This window comes from Bacillus silvicola (assembly GCF_050524305.1).
GTDB lineage: Bacteria > Bacillota > Bacilli > Bacillales > Bacillaceae_G > Bacillus_A > Bacillus_A cereus_AT.
Genome location: NZ_JBNGVC010000012.1, coordinates 394,599 through 412,308 on the forward strand (window position 1 = coordinate 394,599; position 17,710 = coordinate 412,308).

Below are 17,710 nucleotides of genomic sequence, written 5' to 3' on the forward strand. Positions count from 1 at the left end.
GTATATGCTCTGCATGCTTTTTTCATTTGAATCACTTTACTCTAAATGCTGCTGCGTCACACAATGAATCATACCACCATACGCATACAGTGCATTTACATGAATACCAACGATTCTTCTTCCTGGAAACTGCCCTTCAATGATTTGCAGTCCTAACTTATCATGTTCATCACCGTATATAGGAACCAATACAACTTCATTGCCAATATAGAAATTCAAATACGAACCTTTACAGTCTGCCTCTTTTACCACTTTTCTTGTTACTGGTACTGGGATGAGTTGAAATGGACTTCCATCTATATTTCTTGCCTGTCGCAATTCTTGATAATGCTTTTCGTACGCTTCCAAAAGGTATGATTCACCTTCCCCGAAAGGATCATATTCATAAAGAATCGTATTTTCATTTACAAAACGTGCTGCACCATCAATATGATAATCTGTATCTTCATCATAATTATCTTCACCGCGAATACCGGTTATCCATATAAAATTCGTTACTCCTAAATATTTAGTCAACTCCATTTCAATCTCTTTCTGACTTCGTGTAGGATTTCGATTCTCATTTATAATAGAAGTTTTCGCTGCCATTAAGGTCCCGTTTCCGTTTACCTCAATTCCCCCGCCCTCTATACAGACACTAGATTTAACTTTTGGAATGCTATACATTTCACTTATTTCGGCCGGAATAACAGCATCATTTTCATACGGATATTTATCCCCCCAACCATTAAAGACCCAGTGGGTTAAGCAGAGATTTTCTTCCTTATCTTTTACAAATATCGGTCCATTATCTCTTATCCATATATCATCAGTTTTTTGAACTAAAAAATCAATGTTATCCATATTGACTTTCGCTTCAATTAGCTTCGATTGGACATGTGTTTTTTCTTCTTCATCATATACAACAATATGCACATTCTCTCCGTAATGAAGCTCCTTCGCCATCGTTATCCAAATATCATCTAACTTAGCTCTGTAACCTTCACCTCTATGCGTTTTATCATGAGGCCATTGGAGCCATGTCCCCTCATGTTTCTCCCATTCTGCAGGCATATAAAACAAACTATTTTCTATATTTCTCATACTTGTTCACCCCTTCTCTGAATGTAAGTACAGTCTATACTTTGACATCGTGTTAAGGTCAACAGAAATATATTCATTTACTTGTAGTAATTTTATAAAGCGATTCTTTATTTCTCCTTGTGATACACTACTTCTCCTTGTAAAACCGTCACTAATACTTTCGCATTTGGAATCTTATCGGCACTCATTTTAGTAATATCTTCATTTAGTAATATCATATCAGCTGATTTTCCAACTTCTATCGAGCCAGTTATATTATCAAGCCCTAATGCTTTCGCTGGCTTAATTGTATAAGCATCAATAGCTGCGTATACATCAGACAAACCCTTGTCATCAATGCTTAATGCATTCGAAATCGTCACTAGTGGATTGAGTTCATTTACATCCCAATCACTACTAAGTGATACGTTTGCTCCTGTTTTCCAAATCCGCCCTAACGGCATAATTCGTTTCATTTGCTGATTTGAAAAATACGTACTTGCCCAGCTTTGTTTTGGATCTTCTGCAAAATCATGACCTACTTGAAAATCAGCGCTAATACCTAATTTAGCAAAACGATCTATATCACTATCTTCTACCATTTCCACATGCGTAAGTGTATACGGCTGCTTTGCGCCTTCTTTTTTCGCTGCTTCAATCGCATTTAAACTCTCTCTTACCCCACCATCGCCAATTGTGTGAATGAGTGCACCGTAACCAATTTTATTAAGCTCCGTTAACCACCATTTCATTTTTTCTTCCGGAATATAGTTCAAGCCATACGGCGTTCCTTTAAACCACTCAAATTTATATTTTTCTAGTATTTTAGCTGTACTGTTAATGCTAATTCCATCACTATACATCTTCACTTGATTAATAAGCATTCGAGATGATACATCATCACGATTAATTTTTTTGAAATACTCCATTTGTTCTGCTTCATTTAAGTTCGGATATACCCACGGACGAAGTACTACTCGCGTTGTTAGCTTTTTCTCATCATATACTTTATTCCAAACATCTAACCAGCCTCGTTTCCAATAGAGACGTCCATCGCCTACTGTAGTAATACCATTCTTGGCAACCTCATCTAAACCGTCTAACAAGCCTTCGTAATTTTTTTCAAAGAGATTGGGCTGGGAATTCCATGCTTTTTCCATCACGATATCCCCTGCTGCATCATAAAGAATACCAAATGGTTCTCCTGATTCAGGATCTCGAATAATTCTTCCGCCTTGCGGATCTTTCGTATCTTTATTTATTCCAGCTAACTCGAGTGCCTTTGAATTAACCCATACAGAATGAGAGGTTCTTTCCATAATTAACACTGGATTATTAGGAAATAACTCATCAAGAACTTGTAATGGAGTTTGTTGTTCTGATTTTTCGTCCATATCTTTTAACAGCTCTTCTAAACTAAATCCAGTTCCGCTTATCCAGTCCCCATCTTTAACATCTTTTTTACAAACCTTTAAATACGAGCGTTGTTCTTGCAGAGAAGCATCTGGTGAGACACTACAATTCCCTGCTGCTGGTGATTTCGCTTCAAATATATGATTATGATTGTCCACAAAACCAGGGAGGATAAAACGTCCTTGTAAATCCACCACTTTCGTATCTTCACTTATAAATCCCTCTACATCCTTGTTTGAACCAACAAATGTAATTTTCCCTTCTTTAACGGCTACAGCCTCTACGATGTCTTGTTTTTCATTAGAAGTATAGATTGTACCATTTTTAAACACTACATTTTTGGGCAACTGATTAGGTAGAACTGAGCTACCATTCTCGCCTTCTCCTACTTCAGGAGTACATGCTGAAACCCATATCATACTAAGAATCAGACAAATAATCATGATTTTTCTTTTCATATTCTTTCCCCTTTTTATTATGATAAATTGCTTACATATATAGAATAAGGATTGACATAATGTTAATGTCAATCCTTATCCTCATTCTATTTTCATAACTAAAAAACAAATTTGTGTAACATACTCCTCTACTAAACAATCACATTCAGGTCCCTTTATATAAACTTCATATGGGTGACTATCTATTATATAGCCATTACTTTCCACCCACTCTTCTAATGCCATATAAGCATAACCTATATAGTCATAGCTGCCATAATGCATAGTAGTAACAATTTGATGCTGATTTAGCTTTTTTATTTCACACTCTTGTAATACACCTTTATTGTCATCATCCATAACCGGAATTCTTAATTCAATATCACTGTGATTTGGAATATACTCTTTATCATAAAAAACTACGGATGGAGAACCGACTATTTGAAAGCTATTTTTTTGTATATTTTCATATAAATCATAAAAATAATCATCCATATCATCTATATCTATTTGTAATCTTTGAGCAATTACCGTTATTTCATTTCTCATTCCAATTAATATATCGTAACTTCTATGGCGAGCAATATTTAGACCGTTATTCATATTTACCATTTCATTCATTTCAGAAATAACCTGTAAATTTTGTTTCACCTCATGAGACAATTCTATAATTTGCGCTTGCATATGTTTAATAAATGAATTTTGATCTGATGACTGGAGAATTACTTTAATTTTCGGCAAAGGAAACTTGTACTCCCTTAGCTTTTTAATTTTCAATGCTATTTCTAGCTGCCCTTGCTCATAATATCTATATCCATTTACCGGATTCACATATGCTGGTTTTAATATCTCCTCTTTGTCATAATGCCTTAGCATCCGCGTGCTCATTTTACAAATCCGCGAAAATTCAGTAATTTTATACATATAAATACCCCTTGAATACATTGTCTTATACGCTTATTTATTAAAACCAATCAAAAATTTTTCTAATTGAAGAACCTTCATTCTGATTGCTCAATCTTTTCATTTTTGAAGGTAACAAATGACTCGGACAATACCACGTTAAACAATTCATTGCGCCTCCCATAGTCGATATTTCTCCTACATGAATTTGAATAACTTGTTTTTCCGTATGCTGTTGAATATATCGTAAAACTTCCCCGTCTTTAGCTAATCCAAACTTAGGAACGTAAAGCGTATCACATGTTTCTAACATATTTATATACAAACCTTTTGCCGATGCTATTTCTTGATCATATTGCCCTTTCTCTGTATATGACGAAGGAACGACTATAAATTTAGCTTCTGGCATTTGCTCTTGAATAATCTCTTGAACATGATATCTAAATTCATGATCCCCTAAAAAATCACTAATAAACATTGTGTGTTCATCAATAAATTTAACCATTCCGTCTGCGTGCGCAAGTACATCTCCTTCTTCAGCAGGAATAATAATAACCCGGCTCACATCTAAATCCCACTCTAATTGCTCAATTATTTCCTCTTCTGTCCAATCATCGTTATCATCAAATATGCGCTCTGTTAATATAACAGTATCTTTTTTATTCCAAATAAGATTACCACCATCCAATATTAATGGTGATTTCACATAATCAAAGTCATTTTTCTTCAACCATTTATTAAATTGTTGATCTAAATATCGTCCTTGATCATCTGGTAAATAATTTGGTCGATATTTAAATTTAACAAGATGATTCGTTACAACTGGTGCAACATCTCTTAGCCAAATATCATCATACTCGAAAAAGTTTGTATGAAAGTCTTGCTCTTCAACAGATAAAGATATAAGTTGATCGGTAAATGATTTTTTTTCATTTAAGTATTCATTAAAATAAATAATGTCTTCATAAAATGGTTGATAATATTCATTCGATTCGTCTGGTATTGCAGTAAAAATAATTCCATTATGTTGTTGTTCCATACTATTTACCCCGCTTTTTAATAATGATTGAATAACTGATTTCAATAAGCCACCTATTTCTCTTTTCATTACAATTTTTGAAACGTGCACTTTTCATGAATGGATTATAGCACGGAGAAATTTTATATAAAAAATATAAAGCTGTCGTTAAGCCGTAAATTGACTCTTGACAAGATTTTAAAATGAAGTATTTCATGACAATATAAAAAATGTAATCATCGTACACAATTAACGATTAGATGATTTTTTTATCAAGATTCATATCCATTACTTCGAACAGACCGTTTTGATTATATAAGTTTAATAAATGTGTTTCTACCCCTATACAAATCCCTTCTAGTGGAAGGTCGTTTGGGTCCTGACCAAATGGATCTTCAATTTCAACCCCTATTGCTTCAATCCCTATAAATGCAAAACTTATAAACGCAGTTGCAAGTACTGTAACCCACCCAAGGCTATCAACAAGACCAATCGATAAAGTCCCGCAAAATATGAGCAGTAAAATTTTAATATGAGCAAAATATGCAAAAGGAATAGGCGTTGTTTTGATACGATCACATCCACCCACAGCCGTAAGCAGATTATTCAGATCAGCTTCCATATTAATTATTGCATTGGGATGAATTTGACCCGTTTTCAAACCTTTTGATAGTATAGTTTTTAACATAAAAACTATACTAATCGGTAAATGAATAGACCCAGTCAATATTTCTTTTTCCTTCTCAGAACAAATATCAAGCAATGCTTTTATTTCAGATAAATCTTTTTCGTCTCTCAAATGTCCTTTCGCTATCTTTGGAAAAGCAATTAATAAATGGAAAAATTTTAGCTTTTCCTGATCCGTCTTTTTCCCTTCAGACTCCCAATGACATAAAAAACTAACTGCTAAATTTCTAGTACAGGTACCAATCGCGCCAAATAACTTTCTACCTTCCCAGTACCTATCATAGGCAGTGTTAGTACGAAAAACTAACAGTAAACCTAAAGCTCCTCCAACAATTACCCAAGGTGTTTGATTAATTTTTATTTCTACATAATAATAATTAATTACAGTTACTATCGTTGAAATACATATATATAATAAAATTTGCGGGAAAATATCTCTTATAACTGTTCCCTTTAATGTAAATATTTGATGTAAACTATTTTGATTATTGTAATGAACCATATTTACAAAAACCTCTTTCTTTATTAACTTGTTATTCTTTAAATTATGAAAGTATACAATTAAATAGTAGAATCATAAACCCTATTATTATGAAACTGGTTAAGATTATTTCTTTCAATACCGTTACTCCTTTTTACCAAAAGATAAAACATCTTTTTTGATTTAAACAACAAATGTTCACTCTTCTAAATCACGACGCATTATTTTAGAATTTGCAATGAATAAAGCACTAATTAATACAAGAATCGCGCAAGCATATAACAATGAATCAATTGGACTATCGTGATCTATAATAATTAAACGAACGATAGCAGTTATACCTATATATATAAAATAACGTAATGGAAAATGAAAATTCATTTGAAAGTACTTTATAATCATTACGATGAATTCAAAATATAAAAAGAATACGACGATACTATCAATCAAATGATAACTAGATTCCTCACTATTTAATTTAAGTTCTTGTATAAATTGAATAACTTCTTTCATCAGAAACACACTTAGAACAATCCCTAAGCAAATCAAAGCAACATTTAAAATGTACTGTAGAATGATAGGGAACAACGAAAAAACTTTTTTAAAATTCTTTAACACAAACATTTTTCTCCTTTTCCATATACAACAATAATGACAATATATTTTTATTTAATTATCATTACATTAAAATTACACATTCCATTCTTATTACAAATGTTAAAACAAGACAAAATAAGTAAAGATAGCATTTCACCTATTTTGTCTATAAAGCAACATAACGAAACTATAATCGATTACTTCAATTGAATCGGTTGTTGCTGTGTAACACAATGAATCATTCCGCCATTTTTATAAAGCTCTCTCACATCAATACCGACTACTTTACGATCCGGGTATAACTTCTGAATCGTATCGTTTGTGATTTTGTCATTTGGGTCATTATAGTTAGGCACCAATACAACTTTATTCCCAATATAATAATTGATATACGATCCCTTATAATCGAGAGTTTTTCCACCTTCTAAAGTAACTTTATCTTTACTAAGCGGTAAGTATTCATATTTATATTTCTTTCCTGAAGCATTTTTTGCATCTAACAATTTATCCATATCTTTGTTTGACAAGCCCCATTCAGCCAAGTCATCTTCTTTCATCGTTACAATGGTAGATTTATCATGGAATTTAGCAAATCCATCAATATGAAAATCCGTAATATCTAAATTAGGTACTCCATCTAACCAAATAAAGTTTGTCACCCCAAGGTCACTTATATATTTTTCAATTTCCTTTTCTGATAAATCAGGATTTCTATTTTTATTCGTTACTGCACTTCGAGTTAATAAAGCAGTCCCATTGCTGTCTAATTCAATTGCGCCACCTTCAAGGACGAATTTCCCCCAATCAATTCTTTCAATCCCTAATTGTTTACTAACATTCTCACGTACACGGGCATCATTTTTATAAGGCGTTTTCTTCCCCCAACCATTAAATGCTGGATCTAATATTTTTAGATTTTTATTATTGTCATAAACAAAAATTGGTCCACTATCTCTTGCCCATACATCATCAGTAGGCGCTATAAAGAAATCAATCTTCTCCATATTTAGCCCTTCATCTGTTAAAAGCTTATTAATTCGCTCTTTTTCTTCCTGATCATACGCAACAATGTGGACTTTTTCACCCTCAGTTAAAGTACTTGCCATCTTAACCCAAATAGGTTCCACTTCTTGTTTATACTCTTGACCGTATGTGTATTCATGTGGCCATTGTAACCATGTACCTTCATGTTTATCTTTTTCATCCGGCATCGTATATTTCCCAACGTTTTTCTGTACCTCTACTTTTTCACCCTCTTTCCCTTTAGCATTTTCATTATTCCCTTCAAAAGAACATCCACTAATAATCGCTGTAGATAATGTAGCTATTAAACAAAGCTTTACTACTTTTTTCATTTTTTCAACCTCCTGTTCGTGTCTCCAATAATGTAAAGCTTCACATAGTGTGAAGCTCAAGCTTTTTCATCAATGTAAAAATTACCAATTATTCTTCCGCATGATAATTACATTATTTCAATACAAATAGATGACATTCACAAAACAAAATCCCTATATTTAACATTAATATCATTTAACTTCCTTCATAAATTTATTCCAATATTAACCCCCTCTCATACATGCTTGTTCACTAAATAAAACATTATTAAATAAAAAAATCGGTATTGATAATTACATATCAATACCGATTTTAAAATAATTATTTTCCTTCTATTAAATCATTCGCTAATTTCCTAAACTCTTGATTAAATGTATCATTCATACCATTTTGTACGTTAGAGAATAATATTACAAACGTTCTTTTATCCCAGTTAAAATTATTAAAAGTGTTCCAACCAGCTAATACACCATGATTATGATAATAATCTGGGTAAATATAGAAACTAAATCCATACTTTCTAGCGGGTGATACAGTAAACATATCTGATAAACTTTGTTTAGAAAGCAGCTTCCCATCCATAATTGCCTCATCTAACCTTTTCATATCATCAACTGTAGTGTACATTTCACCACAACCATATAACCAATTCATCCTTAAACGAGGCGTAGCTACTAACTCATTATCTTTTTTCGTATATCCTTCTGCTAAAAACATATCTCCTGGGAAAGTGGCACCCATCCCAGATTCATGCATTCCAACAGGAGTAAAAATATTTTCTTTCACATAGTCAGCAAGTGGTTCATTTGTTATCTTTTCTACAATATATGCAAGCACCATATAATTATAATCTGTATATCTCCATCCCGTTCCTGCAGGAAATTGTAACGTTTGCGCTCCGATCCAAGTTACTAACTTTAAACGTGACGCTGCATCAACACTACCTTGTCCCTGTTCTGGTAACCCGGACGTATGTGTTAACAAATTTCGTAACGTAATGTTTTTATCTGCTGGAAACGATGGAATATACTTATTTACATTGTCTTCAATATTTAATTTCCCTTTTTCTCTTAGTTGCATGATAGATATTGCAACGACTGTTTTCGTAATAGAACCAATGCGATATTTCGTTCTTGGCGTTGTTAATACATTATCTTTTACATTCGCATACCCGTAACCTTTTCTTAAAATTACATGGTCTTTACTAGCTACAAGAACACTCCCATTAAATCCTTTATCTTTTAAATATTGATCTAGTTTTACTGCTGCAATCTCATAACGTTTTTGCTGATTCGCATCGACTTTCGGTTTATCATTTTCAAATTTATTCTTATAACCTGAAAATGCCTTCAAATTATATTTCTTATCTTTATTTGCATATGTTAGTGCAGCGACACTCCCACAAAAAACAGCAAAAATAAAGAAAACAATTAGCCATTTCTTAAACATATAGGGACCCTCTTTTATCCAGTTTCACTTTATATTTTTCCATTCTATTCTATATCTTTTAATTTTCAAACACTTTATAATCTATCTATCATTCATTATATTACACTAGATTCCTTTTTCTCACACTCAAATTTTAACTACTCTCTATTGTAGTTCTTTTTTATAAATTTTCTACCTTACAATCGGATACATCTAACTTTAATTTAAATTTTTTATGTAACATTCGTTACACATTAACAAGAATGGAGGTAGTAATTTGAAAAAGACCGATAAACGCAATCGTTTAGATGATATGATGTTTCACTATCGAGTAACAAGAAACAATATGATTTCAATTGAATATTACAGAAAACAAATTATGACTTTAAAAGGAAATGACGCTGAAAAATTTTTAAACAAAATAAATCGGGCAAGTAACGAAAAAGAAAAACAACTTATTATGGCTAAAATTACAGGCAATTTCAAAAGAGGGAATGAGCGTTAATGAAAACAAATCTCATTTCTAAATTGATTATACAGCATATTAAAAAAGAAATGTCACGCCCACGACATTTCTTTAGATTTTTTTCATAAAAGATTTACATTTTTAATATTCTTTTACTGATACTGGTTCATCAGTAAGACAAATATTATTGTGATATTTTGTATCCCAGTATGCTCTCACATCATCTATTGATTCACGCTCTAAATTACTTTTTCGATCGTCAAAATAATTGGATATAAACACTTCTTCAGTTCTGCCAACGTAGGATTATTAGGATACACTTTATTTGAAACTACTATTTCATTGTTGTACAATCGTTTACTTTCATTGTCTATAAAATAACCTTTTCTTCTCATAACGCTCAGCCCTTTATGTTCATTTTATTATACAGATAAGGCATAACTAGCGGTATATTATCATAGACGCCTACCATTGTACACATATTAAGCCAACGCAGACGGTGGCAATAATTGTGGTCCTTCCCCCGTGCGCGCCAATACCCAATCATCGTAATACCACATTTCTGTTTGACGGCGGCTCATCATATAATCCCAGCGTACTTCGCGCTCAAATTCGATGATTTGTCCGTCACCACCAATTGTCACCCAGTTAAAACTCCCGTTATTATGCATCATCTTTACCCATAGAACAGGAAACTCCACAGTTTGTCCCCCGTCAACATAATGTCTCGTTTGTTTTTCTATACGAAGTAAAGTTACGCCATTTGCATATTGTCGATCAACCTTTTCCATTACATCCATCGCTATTTTCTCTGCCTCATCCTTATGAGGTAGTTTATTAGAGTATACTGGCATCATATTCGTATAACTTAAAAGATGCTTATCCTTTTGAGAAGTAATAGTTGTTATATGAGAGCCACCATAATTCAGTCGTTCTTCTGCTTGATAACGCTGAATTTCAACATTTACACCGTCACGTAGTTCTTCATGCTCATGCACTAATTTTACATACTTCGGAATGGGTAATAACATTGAAACTTCCTTACTACAGTTTTGAAAAGCATTTAATTGATTAGCCATTAAGCATCTCTCCCTTTACTCATTTCGTTTTGAAATAATGCTTTCGGTACTTTCGAAAGCATTGTCGTAATTTCTCCTGCATAATATACATATAATTCATGCATCGCTCGTGTACATGCTACATAAAATAAATTCCGTTCAGATTCTTTGCTATACATGTCATTTGAAGCATCAAATATAATAACAGCGTCAAACTCTATCCCTTTTGCCAAATAAGTAGGAATAATAACAACGCCTTTTTCATAAGTCGTATTTTCTTTTTTTACAAGATGAAAATCTAATTTATCCCCTATTAACTCCATAACCCTTATACATTCTTCATCTGTTTTACAAATGATTGCAATCGATTTATGACCTTGCTTTTGCAAATCTCTTGCTTTATCTATGATACTTTCTGCGCGCTCTCGTTCATCATTCACTTTTATACATAACGGCTTCTTCCCGTTACGGTTAAAAGCTTCAATTTCTTTTCCATTTGGAATGATATGTTTTGTAAATTCAATTATCGGTTTTGCCGAGCGATAACTACGGTTAAGCTGAATTGTTTCTACTTTTCTATTTGCAAACAACGTTGAAATCATATCCATCCCTCTATTGCTAGCGTGTGATAAAATGTTTTGATTTACATCCCCAAGCATTGTCCATTTCGCCTTTGGAAACAGCCGCTTCATAAACGCTAACTGAAATGGTGTATAATCTTGTACTTCATCAATAAATACAAATTTCACAAGGTGATTCGTTTTAAATCCTTCAATTAACTCTTTTAAAAACAAATACGGCGCTGCATCTTCATACGCTAATTGTTTTCGCACCAACCGATTTACTGTTTGTTTACATATCTCTTCCCAACCATTTGGTACAAAAACATCTTTCTGGATGGTTTCAAAGAACTGCTGAAATATTGCAGAATGATTTACAAAAGCTAAAGATTTCACCTTTCTTCGCAATGAACGAAAATGTTTTCTCACTACATATTTCGTTAATAATTCATGTTCCTGCTCATAATAATCAAATTGGTTATCCTTCTCTAATTTTTCATAAAAACGATTGTAATCTTCTTTATTTAAATACTGAACTTCTTGTTCTACCCAGTCTTTTTTCGCTTCTTTCTTTTCAAATTCATTTATCTTCTTACGAATCCATTCCGCTGTAAGCTGCATTCGATTCGGTATGGAAATAGACGTTTCTAACGCATAAAAATAATCATCTATCGTTCTTGCCTCAATCAGCACTTCACCTTTAAATGTGACATCATGAAATTTTAGTCCTTTTTCACTTAGACTTCTCGCATATTTCTCAATCAGTCCCATAAATTCAATTGATGATTTATATTGAATTCCTTTTAGTCTCGTTTCATACATGTTTTCCTGTTCTTTCGTTAACATGTATTCTAGCTGTGAAAAAGAATCTTCTACAATAAAACTTTTGCTGATCATATGCTCCACATACGCCTGAAAAGTCGTTTGCTGCATATTTTCCTCACCAAGCTCTGGTAAGACGTTAGCAATATAGCTATTGAACAACTCATTCGGAGAAAATAGCAAAATTTGATCCGCGTTTACTGTCCCGCGGTAACGATATAATAAATACGCAACCCGCTGCAGAGCTGCTGAAGTTTTTCCACTTCCAGCCGTCCCTTGCACAAGTAATACATCACTTTTATCGTTTCGAATAATTTTGTTTTGTTCCTTTTGAATTGTCGCTACAATACTTTTCATTTGTTCAGTTGCATTTCTTCCTAACGCTTCTTGAAGGAGTTCATCCCCTATCGTTATACCTGTATCGAACATACTTTGAATGTTACCATTTCGGATAATATATTGACGTTTCAAAAGTAAATCACCTGATATTGTCCCCATTGGCGCTATATACTTTGCACTTCCTAAAGAATAATCGTAATAAAGACTAGAAATAGGTGCGCGCCAATCATATACTAAAAATTCATCTGTCTCTTTATCATAAAAAGAGCCGATACCAATATAGATTTCATCAGTATCCGCCTCTTGTTCTTCTTTAAAATCAATTCTTCCAAAGTAGGGTGTATCTTTTATTTTCGTTAAAAGATTATATTCATTTTTCGCATGTCGATGGGTATGCTCCCTTTCCGAAAGAATCTCGGCCTCTTGCCTAATACTGGCCGCCGTTTCAACCGCCTCTTTAATATTATCTATATTTACTTTTACATCTTCCCAAAAGTTTTTTCTTATATTTACAATTTCAGACTTCACCGAACCAACTCGGCTGTCCAGCTCTTTCAGTTCCTCGTCTACTTTTTCAATGACTACATTTACACGTTGTTGTTCTTCTTTATAATGACTCATATAATCTCCCCTTCTCATTACGTTTCCTGATTGAAAGCCTTATATGATACGAAGTTCTTTACTTTTGAAAAATACCACGCGCAACAATTTCCCATGACTTTTGAAATTCTTCGTTTATCTTCTCTTCTTTCCATCGCTCAGAAAAAGCAGGGTGGTAGAACGGTGATAGGAGTCCAAAAATCGTATGCGCTAAAAATAAACTGTCTTGTTTTTCAATCTCGTTACGCTCTATCCCTTGATTTATAACCTTCTCCAGTTGCCTAACTAATCTTTCTTCGTGTTTTCGGATAACAGCATTCTTTTGCTGCACTAACGAACTATTCAATGTAAATAGCTCTTCATTTTCCAGTAACTCTTTCTTTTTAAGTTGGAACAAACATAAGAACCACTCTTGTAAAATCACTGCTGTTTCTCCGTCTTCTCCACTAATTTTCTCAAGTTGATCCGAATACTTTAATAACCATCTTTCCAAAATAGCGTCGCGAAGTGCTGCCTTACTACGAAAATAGGAGTATAAAGCTGCATGACTAACATCAAGCGATTTCGCAATACTAACAAGCGTCGTCCTACTCCATCCATATTTAATCAATTCCTTTTCCGCTGCATCCAAAACAACATTTCTCGTTAATGCTTTTTCTGTCATTTTTCTCACCGTCCACTTTATTTACATAATAAAATTATCTTCTGTTATTTCAACAACTTACATTTTTTATTATTTGTAAGTTACAATCAAAAAAATTCATCTTTCAAGTAGGTTATAAGATTAGCACACCTGCTTGCGACTTACAATATTTTATTTTTGTAAGTTGTAAGCAATAAAACCACCGCGTTTGAAATACAAGCGGTGGTTTTATATTAATTACATAATAAACGATTCATTATCTCTTCAAGTAATATCCCCGGATTTACTACCTCATTTTCCGTACGCCATCCAATAAATCCATCTGGTCTTATTACTACCGCTCCTCCATTTTCTATCCCGTATAGTTTTCTAAAAGAGTTACCTTGATCGATGAAATCACCAGCTAAACCTACCTGATACACTTTTATCTTTACGCCTAATCGCGATGAAACAACATTTGCAACTTCAGTCCAAGCACTAGGCTCTGCTCCAGTAAGTAACAAAAAGTTGCTACCAAATAGATCAAGTATAGAAACTTCTTTTCCTTCATAAGTTCCCCAAAAATGTGGTGCACGCGTTCCCGGGCGTCCGTTCAAATCAACTATATTCATTCTATGCGGTGTGTTACATTCGTCTATAATTGCTTCTGAGCAATACCGATAACCAACAGTGACAGCTAAACTATCCATATTACTCAAATTACCTTCCTCTCTGCCCGCAGCACGAAATAATATACTACTCGCATGGTCCGTTGTTAATTTTGCAACAGGGTATCTCTCTTCATGATATGTTTCTAACAATTTTGGTTTTGCTGCCCCTTTTATAACAGCCGCTAATTTCCAAGCTAAGTTATGCGCATCTTGTATTCCTGTATTTGAACCAAATCCTCCTGTTGGCGGCATAATATGTGCAGAATCGCCAACTAAAAAAATGCGATTTTCTTGAAATTTTGTAGCTGTACTTTCAGTCGCTTCCCACGGTAAAACACTTAATATTTCTGACTCTACATTTGTGCTTCCAATTGCTGTTTGAATAATTTGTTTACAGCGTTCTATAGTGAAATCCTCTGGTCGCTCTCCTTTTATTGGATCATAAGCTACATGATAGATCCATTTACTCACGTTATCGACCGGAATAAGTGCACCAAGAACCTCCGGATGAAGTACCATAGAAAAACCAAAGGCGTCTCCTTGTATAAATCCACTTAAATCAGCCTCAAAATAAATATTCATATAATAGCCACCGATTGTACCGCGACCTTCAGTTGTAATCCCTAACTGCTCACGTATTTTACTTTTGGCCCCATCTGCTGCAATTACATAGTCACAATGTATGACACTTTCTTTTTCTGTTTCACGATTTCGAATCGTTGCTTTTACCCCGTTTTCATTTTGTTCAAATGAAACTAGTTCATGATAAAAAGATAGTTGCCCGCCTAATGCTTTCGCTTCTTGTAACATCATCTCTTCTAAAATAATTTGATAACACGCAGTTTGTTTTGATGGACTAATCTTTTCTATTTTTTGAAGTAACTCTTCATCGTTTCCGTATTGAGTCGCTCTCATTTGTTCCAATTCTTCTTTATTCGCCTCAGCTATTGTATGAACTGCTATTCTTCCTCGGCAGTTCTCTAATGCTTTACCTGCCAATTTAATTCTTTGTTCCAAACCTAATTCTCGAAATAACTCCATCGTACGTAAAGTAAGACCGCCTGCTTTCGGATGAATGGCAGTAGACGGATGCCTTTCAACAAGTAAGTACTCAATGTTATGTTTTGCAAGAAATAACGCAGACGCTAACCCAGATAATCCCCCTCCAACAATTAAAACTGGTACATAATTCGATTTCATATATTTACCCTCCACATCATTGTTCTGAGCTCAGTGACATAAATATAATCAAAAAACCAACAAAAATATAGACTTATATTTTATTTTGAATTATCATATAGATAGATTACGCCCCAAAATTTCTTTTACCTTTTCATACATCTATAATCCACCTGAATTGTGTCTGTATGAAAGTGTAAAACAAAGGAACTTACTTTACGTTGAACCATGTTCTATCGTAAAAATCAAAAATAATACAAACATTATAAGCGGTCATAACCTTTTGGATTATATAAGGTTGCGACCGCTTATTTTATTGTTACATCATTTTTTGTTTTTAAAACTTCATCTATTGTGTTATGTAGTCCTTCCAATCCCTTTTCTATCTCCCTATAATTTTCAACAATAAAAAATTCATTCGTCTCGATTTTCTTTCCCAATATTGCACCTCATACAACAATCATATAGCATTACCATATCGAAATAATGGTTCATCATCTTAAACCTTTCGACTAATTACCAGGAGGCAAAGTGATTGAAATGAATAAACAAGAACAATTAAATATTATAAAAAAAGATTTTATTGATTCTCAAAAAGTATTATTGGCAATTGGTGATGAAACGCGTCAATCTATTTTATTAGTTCTAATGGAAACGGAATGTCAAACAGGATTACGTGTAGGAGAAATCACGAAGCAAACACACCTTTCCCGTCCAGCAGTATCACATCACCTTAAGATTTTACGAGAAGCTGGCATTATTTTAATGAGAAAAGAAGGTACAAAGAACTTTTATTATATTGACATACGTACAAAATTAGGATTATTAAAAAACCTTGTATTAGATATTGAGAAGCTACTGCAAAACTTTTATTAAAATTTGGAGGTATAAGAAATGAAAGCAATGATAATTGATAGATATGGAAAAGTCCCAATGCGTATGACAGAGATACCTACTCCTGAAATAAATGAGTATGAGGTGCTCGCAGAAATTCATACGGCTAGTATTAATCCAATTGATTTTAAAATACGCGATGGAAAAGTGAAGATGTTGCTTAAATATGAAATGCCCCTAATCCTTGGTAATGACTTTTCCGGTGTTATCGTAAAGGTTGGGGCAAAAGTGACTAACTTTAAAGTCGGTGATGAAATATATGCACGCCCAAGAAAAAATAAGATTGGTACTTTCGCGGAATATATAGCCGTTCATGAGGATGATATAGCCTTAAAACCAAAAAATTTAACTTTTGAGGAAGCTGCTTCGATTCCACTCGTTGGCTTAACATCATATCAAGCATTACATGACATCATGCAATTACAAAAAGGACAAAAGATTTTAATTCACGCTGGATCCGGTGGTGTTGGTACTTTTGCTATTCAATTAGCAAAAATAATGGGCGCCACTGTTACAACGACTGCTAGTGAGGCTGGTGCGAATTTAGTAAAATCTCTTGGCGCAGATGAAATTATTAATTATAAAACTGAGAATTTTGAAGAAATACTAACAAATTATGATGCAGTATTTGATACAATCGGTGGTACAACACTTGAAAAATCATTCAATATTATAAAAAGCGAAGGCAACATTGTTTCCGTTTCAGGAATGCCAAATGCTCGATTCGGTAAAGAATTCGGTTCAGGATTTTTCAAAACACTCTTATTTTCATTAGCAAGTAAAAAACTTACTTCACTTGAAAAAAAACATAATGCTCAATATTCATTTTTATTTATGAAGCCAAGCGGAGATCAATTACGTACTATTGCAAACTATATTGAAGCTGGAAAAATCAAACCTGTAATCGATCGAGTTTTCCCTTTTGAAGATGCTCAAAAAGCAATGGAATATTCAGAGTCTGGAAGAGCGAAGGGGAAAATAATTGTAAAAATGAAATAATAATAAAAGCGCCATTTTAATCAATCTTTTTGAAAAATGGCGTTTTTGTATTTGCTGTTAAATAGACACAATGCAATGAAGTCCTTACAATAGATTGCAAGGGGAAATAATACATTATACTTTTAGTTAACTTTACAAA

The 17,710-nt window shown here is 33.4% G+C and carries 17 protein-coding genes; 3 read left to right on the top strand and 14 right to left on the bottom strand.

Annotated elements, in window-relative coordinates:
* Positions 1-36: 36 nt before the first annotated feature.
* The 8 genes from ACP6L7_RS13900 to ACP6L7_RS13935 all read right to left on the bottom strand — a co-directional run bounded on the left by ACP6L7_RS13900 (position 37) and on the right by ACP6L7_RS13935 (position 9,382).
* On the bottom strand, positions 37-1,083 hold the full coding sequence (locus ACP6L7_RS13900) for an agmatine deiminase family protein (RefSeq protein ID WP_097832551.1): 1,047 nt from the start codon (positions 1,081-1,083) through the stop codon (positions 37-39).
* 107 nt (positions 1,084-1,190) lie between these two features.
* Positions 1,191-2,933: an amidohydrolase gene (locus ACP6L7_RS13905; protein WP_097832550.1), complete on the bottom strand. Its 1,743-nt coding sequence runs from the start codon at positions 2,931-2,933 to the stop codon at positions 1,191-1,193.
* Positions 2,934-3,014: 81 nt separating this feature from the next.
* Positions 3,015-3,836: a MerR family transcriptional regulator gene (locus ACP6L7_RS13910; RefSeq protein ID WP_097832549.1), complete on the bottom strand. Its 822-nt coding sequence runs from the start codon at positions 3,834-3,836 to the stop codon at positions 3,015-3,017.
* 40 nt (positions 3,837-3,876) lie between these two features.
* Positions 3,877-4,854, bottom strand: coding sequence for an agmatine deiminase family protein (locus tag ACP6L7_RS13915; protein ID WP_097832638.1), 978 nt, complete (start codon positions 4,852-4,854; stop codon positions 3,877-3,879).
* 235 nt (positions 4,855-5,089) lie between these two features.
* Complete coding sequence (locus tag ACP6L7_RS13920; protein ID WP_097832548.1) at positions 5,090-6,022, bottom strand: bestrophin family protein; 933 nt, start codon at positions 6,020-6,022, stop codon at positions 5,090-5,092.
* Between the two features lie 177 nt (positions 6,023-6,199).
* A complete protein-coding gene (gene psiE, locus ACP6L7_RS13925) occupies positions 6,200-6,619 on the bottom strand; it encodes a phosphate-starvation-inducible protein PsiE (RefSeq protein WP_070144297.1) in 420 nt (139 codons plus the stop codon).
* Positions 6,620-6,795: 176 nt separating this feature from the next.
* Positions 6,796-7,953, bottom strand: coding sequence for an agmatine deiminase family protein (locus tag ACP6L7_RS13930; protein WP_141533446.1), 1,158 nt, complete (start codon positions 7,951-7,953; stop codon positions 6,796-6,798).
* Between the two features lie 301 nt (positions 7,954-8,254).
* A complete protein-coding gene (locus ACP6L7_RS13935) occupies positions 8,255-9,382 on the bottom strand; it encodes a serine hydrolase domain-containing protein (RefSeq protein WP_097832546.1) in 1,128 nt (375 codons plus the stop codon).
* A gap of 256 nt (positions 9,383-9,638) precedes the next feature.
* Here ACP6L7_RS13935 and ACP6L7_RS13940 point away from each other — a divergent pair, with 256 nt between their 5' ends.
* The gene (locus ACP6L7_RS13940) at positions 9,639-9,866 is read left to right on the top strand and encodes a hypothetical protein (protein WP_097832545.1); all 228 of its coding nucleotides are present in this window, start codon (positions 9,639-9,641) and stop codon (positions 9,864-9,866) included.
* A gap of 200 nt (positions 9,867-10,066) precedes the next feature.
* Here ACP6L7_RS13940 and ACP6L7_RS13945 read toward each other — a convergent pair whose 3' ends face one another.
* From ACP6L7_RS13945 to ACP6L7_RS13970, 6 genes are all read right to left on the bottom strand, one after another.
* Positions 10,067-10,222 (bottom strand): hypothetical protein, encoded by a 156-nt coding sequence (locus ACP6L7_RS13945; RefSeq protein WP_240523213.1) that lies wholly within the window; start codon positions 10,220-10,222, stop codon positions 10,067-10,069.
* 87 nt (positions 10,223-10,309) lie between these two features.
* Positions 10,310-10,906, bottom strand: coding sequence for a hypothetical protein (locus ACP6L7_RS13950; protein WP_097832544.1), 597 nt, complete (start codon positions 10,904-10,906; stop codon positions 10,310-10,312).
* Entirely contained in the window at positions 10,906-13,227 is a 2,322-nt protein-coding gene (gene helD / locus ACP6L7_RS13955) for an RNA polymerase recycling motor HelD (protein ID WP_097832543.1), read from the bottom strand. Before helD ends, ACP6L7_RS13950 begins: the two co-directional genes overlap by 1 nt.
* A 58-nt stretch (positions 13,228-13,285) precedes the next feature.
* Complete coding sequence (locus ACP6L7_RS13960; protein WP_097832542.1) at positions 13,286-13,870, bottom strand: TetR/AcrR family transcriptional regulator; 585 nt, start codon at positions 13,868-13,870, stop codon at positions 13,286-13,288.
* Positions 13,871-14,082: 212 nt separating this feature from the next.
* A complete protein-coding gene (locus ACP6L7_RS13965) occupies positions 14,083-15,699 on the bottom strand; it encodes an FAD-dependent oxidoreductase (protein ID WP_097832541.1) in 1,617 nt (538 codons plus the stop codon).
* A 287-nt stretch (positions 15,700-15,986) separates the two neighbouring features.
* Entirely contained in the window at positions 15,987-16,118 is a 132-nt protein-coding gene (locus tag ACP6L7_RS13970) for a hypothetical protein (protein WP_254915713.1), read from the bottom strand.
* 91 nt (positions 16,119-16,209) lie between these two features.
* Here ACP6L7_RS13970 and ACP6L7_RS13975 point away from each other — a divergent pair, with 91 nt between their 5' ends.
* Positions 16,210-16,554 (top strand): ArsR/SmtB family transcription factor, encoded by a 345-nt coding sequence (locus ACP6L7_RS13975; protein ID WP_097832540.1) that lies wholly within the window; start codon positions 16,210-16,212, stop codon positions 16,552-16,554.
* Positions 16,555-16,572: 18 nt separating this feature from the next.
* Entirely contained in the window at positions 16,573-17,571 is a 999-nt protein-coding gene (locus ACP6L7_RS13980; protein ID WP_097832539.1) for an NADP-dependent oxidoreductase, read from the top strand.
* Positions 17,572-17,710: the final 139 nt, after the last annotated feature.

Excerpts from the sequence above, each read along its gene's own strand:
- ACP6L7_RS13900 (WP_097832551.1), bottom strand. The coding sequence starts at position 1,083 with ATGAGAAATATAGAAAATAGTTTGTTTTATATGCCTGCAGAATGGGAG.
- ACP6L7_RS13905 (WP_097832550.1), bottom strand. The coding sequence starts at position 2,933 with ATGAAAAGAAAAATCATGATTATTTGTCTGATTCTTAGTATGATATGG.
- ACP6L7_RS13910 (WP_097832549.1), bottom strand. The coding sequence starts at position 3,836 with ATGTATAAAATTACTGAATTTTCGCGGATTTGTAAAATGAGCACGCGG.
- ACP6L7_RS13915 (WP_097832638.1), bottom strand. The coding sequence starts at position 4,854 with ATGGAACAACAACATAATGGAATTATTTTTACTGCAATACCAGACGAA.
- ACP6L7_RS13920 (WP_097832548.1), bottom strand. The coding sequence starts at position 6,022 with ATGGTTCATTACAATAATCAAAATAGTTTACATCAAATATTTACATTA.
- ACP6L7_RS13930 (WP_141533446.1), bottom strand. The coding sequence starts at position 7,953 with ATGAAAAAAGTAGTAAAGCTTTGTTTAATAGCTACATTATCTACAGCG.
- ACP6L7_RS13935 (WP_097832546.1), bottom strand. The coding sequence starts at position 9,382 with ATGTTTAAGAAATGGCTAATTGTTTTCTTTATTTTTGCTGTTTTTTGT.
- ACP6L7_RS13945 (WP_240523213.1), bottom strand. The coding sequence starts at position 10,222 with ATGAGAAGAAAAGGTTATTTTATAGACAATGAAAGTAAACGATTGTAC.
- ACP6L7_RS13950 (WP_097832544.1), bottom strand. The coding sequence starts at position 10,906 with ATGGCTAATCAATTAAATGCTTTTCAAAACTGTAGTAAGGAAGTTTCA.
- helD (WP_097832543.1), bottom strand. The coding sequence starts at position 13,227 with ATGAGTCATTATAAAGAAGAACAACAACGTGTAAATGTAGTCATTGAA.
- ACP6L7_RS13960 (WP_097832542.1), bottom strand. The coding sequence starts at position 13,870 with ATGACAGAAAAAGCATTAACGAGAAATGTTGTTTTGGATGCAGCGGAA.
- ACP6L7_RS13965 (WP_097832541.1), bottom strand. The coding sequence starts at position 15,699 with ATGAAATCGAATTATGTACCAGTTTTAATTGTTGGAGGGGGATTATCT.
- ACP6L7_RS13980 (WP_097832539.1), top strand. The coding sequence starts at position 16,573 with ATGAAAGCAATGATAATTGATAGATATGGAAAAGTCCCAATGCGTATG.